Origin of the sequence: Mesorhizobium sp. M7A.F.Ca.MR.245.00.0.0 (assembly GCF_003997415.1) — a bacterium.
Classification (GTDB): Bacteria; Pseudomonadota; Alphaproteobacteria; order Rhizobiales; family Rhizobiaceae; genus Mesorhizobium.
In genome coordinates this window covers 133,979-138,633 of record NZ_RZTE01000014.1, presented here as the reverse complement: position 1 = coordinate 138,633, position 4,655 = coordinate 133,979, and the positions used below count along the sequence as shown (strand labels likewise).

The following is a 4,655-nucleotide window of genomic DNA, read 5'->3' as shown; positions in this document are numbered from 1 at the left end:
GCCCCTCGCCCCGTTTACGGGGAGAGGATGCCGGCAGGCAGGTGAGGGGCGGCGCTGACGTTCCAGGTTCAAGCATCAGGCCAATTGACGCCGCACCCCATCTGCCCGAAGTCTAGCGCCCATGGCTACACACGCCCCACCCAAACCCACCGACACCCCTCTCACCTTCGCGGTGCTGGTCTTCCCCGGCTTTCCGATGATGGCGTTCAGCTCGGTCATTGAGCCACTGCGTGCCGCCAATGTCCTGGCGAAAAGAGAATGCTATCGCTGGATCATCGTCGGTGGCACGAAAGGCTCGGTCGAGGCCTCGAACGGCGTCGTCATCCAGCCGGGTTTTTACGCCGAGGACGCGCCCAAGGTCGATCGCATCGTCGTCTGCTCGGGCGGCGATGCCGATCATCTCGTCGCCGAGGACGCGGCACACTGGATCCGCAAGAGCCTGCGCAACGGCGCCCATATCGGCGCGGTGGCGGATGCGGCGTTCTTCCTCGCCCGCGCCGGCCTGCTCGACGGTCATGCCTGCACCTTGCACTGGACCAGCCAGGCCGCCTTCACCGAAGCCTTCCCCAACATCGAGCTCAGGCGTGACCTCTATGTCATCGACCGCAAGCGCTTCACCTCGGCCGGCGGCGTCGGCAGCCTCGACATGATGCTGGAGATCATCACCCGCGACTATGGTGCCGAGCTCGCCGCCGGCGTCGCCGAATGGTTCGTGCACAGCCAGCTGCGTTCCAGCATCGACCGCAAGATGATGCCGCTGCGGCTGCGCACCGGGGTCCAGAACGAGCTGGTGCTGTCGGCCATCGCCATCATGGAGGACGCGGTCGAAGAACGGCTCGGCATGGCCGAGCTGACCGCAAAGCTCGGCGTCTCCTCCGACAAGCTCGAGCGCTCCTTCCGCTCCGAACTCGCCATCTCGCCCAATGGCTATTACCGCCGGCTGAGGCTGAAACGTGCCGCCGACCTGCTGGCGCATTCGACGCTCGCCGTGCGCGACGTGGCGCTGGCGTGTGGGTTTGCATCGATGTCGAGTTTTGCGCGGGCGTTTCGCGAGGAGCACGGGCATCCGCCGAAACTGGCGAGACGGCATTAGGTGTCGCTCCCTGACGGGTGTGACGTTGGCGGGACAGCGCCCCCCTCTGTCCTGCCGGACATCTCCCCCTCAAGGGGGGAGATCGGACTGCATTTCTGCTTTCGCCAATCTCGGATGTTGCAAAGAAGAACGGCGGCGTCGAAACTGCCAATCTCCCCCCTTGAGGGGGGGATGCCCGGCAGGGCAGAGGGGGGCGCGAAGGATCGCGACGCAACCGATTAGCCAGCGGCATCCCGCACAACACCTGCGGTTTTCCGCACAATCCATTCGCCCCTCCTGCGCCATGCTCCGACCTCGCAACCCAGCCAAGGCCGTACCCCATGAGCATCGTCGTATTCGACCCCGACAGCACCGAGGATGTGGACTTCAAGGACCGCATGCGCCACCCCGCAGCGGCCGATCCGGCCGGCGGCATGTGGCTGTCGGACACCGAGCCGTCCTTCATCGATGCCGATGCGCTGCGCAAGGGCCGGCTCGCGAAACTGCGCGGCTGGATGCGCGAGGCGGGCTATGGCGGCGTCGTGTTGTTCGATCCCTACAACCAGCGCTACGCCACCGGTTCGCGCAACATGTTCGGCTATTTCCTGCGCAACTCGACCCGCTATTTCTTTATCCCGACCGACGGGCCGATCGTGCTGTTCGAATACCCGCAGAGCTATCATGTCTCGATGGTGCTCGACACGATCGACGAGGCGCGTCCTTCCAAGCTGGTCTGGTCGTCGGTCTCCGGCCGTGACGACGAGACCGCCGGCCCCTTCGCCGACGAGATCGCCGAGCTTCTGAAGCAGCATGGCGGCGGCTCGATGAAGCTCGGCCTCGACCGCTGCAGCCATCTGCAGGCGCTGGCGCTGGAAAAGCGCGGCTGCGAGGTTCGCGATTGCCAGGGCGAGATCCTGGCGGTGCGCGCCGTCAAGACACCGGAAGAGGTCAAATGCCTGCAGGTGTCGATGGCCGGCGCCGAGGCCGCCGTCTATGCGGTGCGCGAGGCGATCAAGCCCGGCGTTTCCGAAAACGACCTGTTCGCCATCATGTATGGCGAGGTCATCCGCCAGGGCGGCGAGTTCATCGAGACGCGGCTGCTGACATCGGGCCAGCGCACCAATCCGTGGTTCAACGAGGCCAGCGGCAGAAAAATCCGGCCGGGTGAATTGCTGGCGCTCGATACCGATACGATCGGCTGCTACGGCTATTATTCGGATTTCTCGCGCACCTTCCGCTGCGGGCCGGGCAAGCCGACGCCCTACCAGAAGTCGCTCTACCGCATGGCGCACGACCAGGTTCAGCACAACATCTCGATCGTCAAACCCGGCATGGCGTTCCGCGAGATTGCCGAGAAGGCGTGGAAAATCCCGGACCGTTTTGTCGACCAGCGCTACACCTCGGTCATGCACGGCGTCGGCATGCATGGCGAAACGCCGTTCATCGCGCATGCCATGGATTACGAGACCTATGGCCGCGACGGCCATATCGTGCCAGGCATGGTGGTGAGCGTGGAAAGCTATATTGGCGAAAAGGGCGGCCGCGAGGGCGTCAAGCTGGAGGACGAGATCCTGATCACGGAGACTGGTACAGAGCTTCTGTCGCGCTTTCCCTATGAGGACGAGTTTCTGGAGACGCAGGTTTGATGCGGGCTACCAATGAGCGCCTCGTTCCCTGGCGCCCCCCCTCTGTCCTGCCGGACATCTCCCCCTCAAGGGGGGAGATTGGCAGCGTCGCCTGCGGCGCTTTTTCCTGCAGCTCTGGTGATTGGCGAAGGCATTCGCGACGGCCGATCGCCCCCCTTGAGGGGGAGATGCCCGGCAGGGCAGAGGGGGGCGCTGTCCCGCCGGCATACGGAAAAGTCTTTGACTGCCTCGACCATGCATCACGCAGGCACCGCATGAAAACCCCCATCGCCATCAAACCCGGCACCGTAGCCGCGATCTTCATCGACCTGCAGGAAGAGCACCGGCAGGACCCCCGCTACCTGGTCGAGGGCTTTAGCAGCATCCTCGCCAACGTCCAGCGCTTGCAGGCGGCGGCGCGGCAAAACCATGTGCCGATCTACCACTGGGCCTACATCGTCGATCTCGACAGCCAGGACCGGCCGTTTCATCCGCTGGGTGAAGACGGCAAGTCGGCTTTTTCCGACAAGAGCGATCCGCTGACTGAGATCTGCCGTGAGGTGGCGCCGATCAACGGCGAGGCGCTGCTGATCAAGGCCGAGGCCAGCGCCTTCCGCACCGGGCCGGCGGCGCGCGACATCAAGTCGGCCGGCATCGAATGGTTGGTCATATCAGGTGTCTGGACCGAGGCCTGCATCGACGCGTCGGTCAAGGATGCGGTGGCCAAGGGCTTTCGCGTGCTTCTGGTCAAAGATGCCTGCGGCAGCGGCAGCGCCGCCATGCACCAGACCGGCATCCTCAACCTCGCCAACCGGCTCTATGGCGGCGCCGTCACCGATACAGACGGCGCCTGCCGGCTGCTGGCCGGCGAAACCGTCACCGCCTGGCAGGTCGAGGGCTCGGTGCCGCTGCGCTTTTCCTTCGAGAACGCGGCCGCGCTCTACGCCGATCTATGACGCGCGGCCCCTACGAAACCCGGCTCGATCCGGCCCTTTGGGCCTATATCGACGCCGTCAACGCCTGGTACCCGCCCGAAATCATCGGCCTGCCGATCGACAAGCAGCGCGCCGTCTATGACCGTATGAGCCGCGCCTTCCACCAGGGCCGCCCGCCCGGCGTCAAGGCCAGCGATGGCCTGATCGCCGCCGCCGGCCGCGACATCCCGATCCGCCGTTACCGGCTTGCCGGCAATGCCGCCAAGGCGATGGTGATCTACTACCACGGCGGCGGCTTCATCCTCGGCGGGCTGGAAAGCCATGACGACATCTGTGCCGAGCTCTGCGCCGGCACCGGTTTCGACGTGCTGTCGGTCGACTACCGGCTGGCCCCGGAGCACGTCCACCCCGCCGCCTTCGACGATGCCGTCGCCGCCTTCGAATGGGCGGTGGCCACATCAGGCCTGCCGCTGGTGCTGTGCGGCGAAAGCGCGGGCGGCAATCTCGCCGCCGCCGTGGCGCAGGCGACGCGCCGCCATATCAGAGCTGCGGTCGGGCAAGTGCTGATCTATCCCGAACTCGGCGGCGACGACACCGCCGGCTCCTACATCGAGCACGCCGACGCGCCGCTGCTGTCGGTGGCCGACATCGCCTTCTACCGCGACGTCCGCTCGGCCTGGCGCCAATCGCTGGACGATCCGACCTTCTCGCCGCTGCGCGACACCGATTTCTCCGGCCTGCCGCCGACGGTGATCGTCACGGCGCAATGCGACCCGCTGTCGTCGGATGGCGAGACCTACCGCGACCGCATTGTGGCCGCCGGCGGCAAGGCCTGGTGGCACGAGGAACCGAGGCTGGTGCACAGCTTCCTGCGCGCCCGAACGTCGGTGCCGGCAGCGGCGGAAGCGTTTGCGCGGATTGTTGGTGCGGTCGGCGCGCTGGGCCGAGGTGAGTGGCCGACGGTGGAACGCTAATCTCCCCCCTTGAGGGGGAGATGTCGCCGAAGGCGACAGAGGGGGGCGG

Annotated in this window: 4 protein-coding genes; all 4 read left to right on the top strand. The window is 65.9% G+C overall.

The window, feature by feature from the left end; all coding sequences use genetic code 11:
- Positions 1-121 precede the first annotated feature (121 nt).
- Positions 122-1,093 (top strand): GlxA family transcriptional regulator, encoded by a 972-nt coding sequence (locus tag EOB80_RS16780; protein WP_127328650.1) that lies wholly within the window; start codon positions 122-124, stop codon positions 1,091-1,093.
- A 320-nt stretch (positions 1,094-1,413) separates the two neighbouring features.
- Entirely contained in the window at positions 1,414-2,718 is a 1,305-nt protein-coding gene (locus EOB80_RS16770; RefSeq protein ID WP_127328648.1) for a Xaa-Pro peptidase family protein, read from the top strand.
- 254 nt (positions 2,719-2,972) lie between these two features.
- The gene (locus tag EOB80_RS16760) at positions 2,973-3,653 is read left to right on the top strand and encodes an isochorismatase family protein (protein WP_127328647.1); all 681 of its coding nucleotides are present in this window, start codon (positions 2,973-2,975) and stop codon (positions 3,651-3,653) included.
- Positions 3,650-4,606, top strand: a complete 957-nt coding sequence (locus EOB80_RS16755) for an alpha/beta hydrolase (protein WP_127328646.1) — start codon at positions 3,650-3,652, stop codon at positions 4,604-4,606. Before EOB80_RS16760 ends, EOB80_RS16755 begins: the two co-directional genes overlap by 4 nt.
- Positions 4,607-4,655 lie beyond the last annotated feature (49 nt).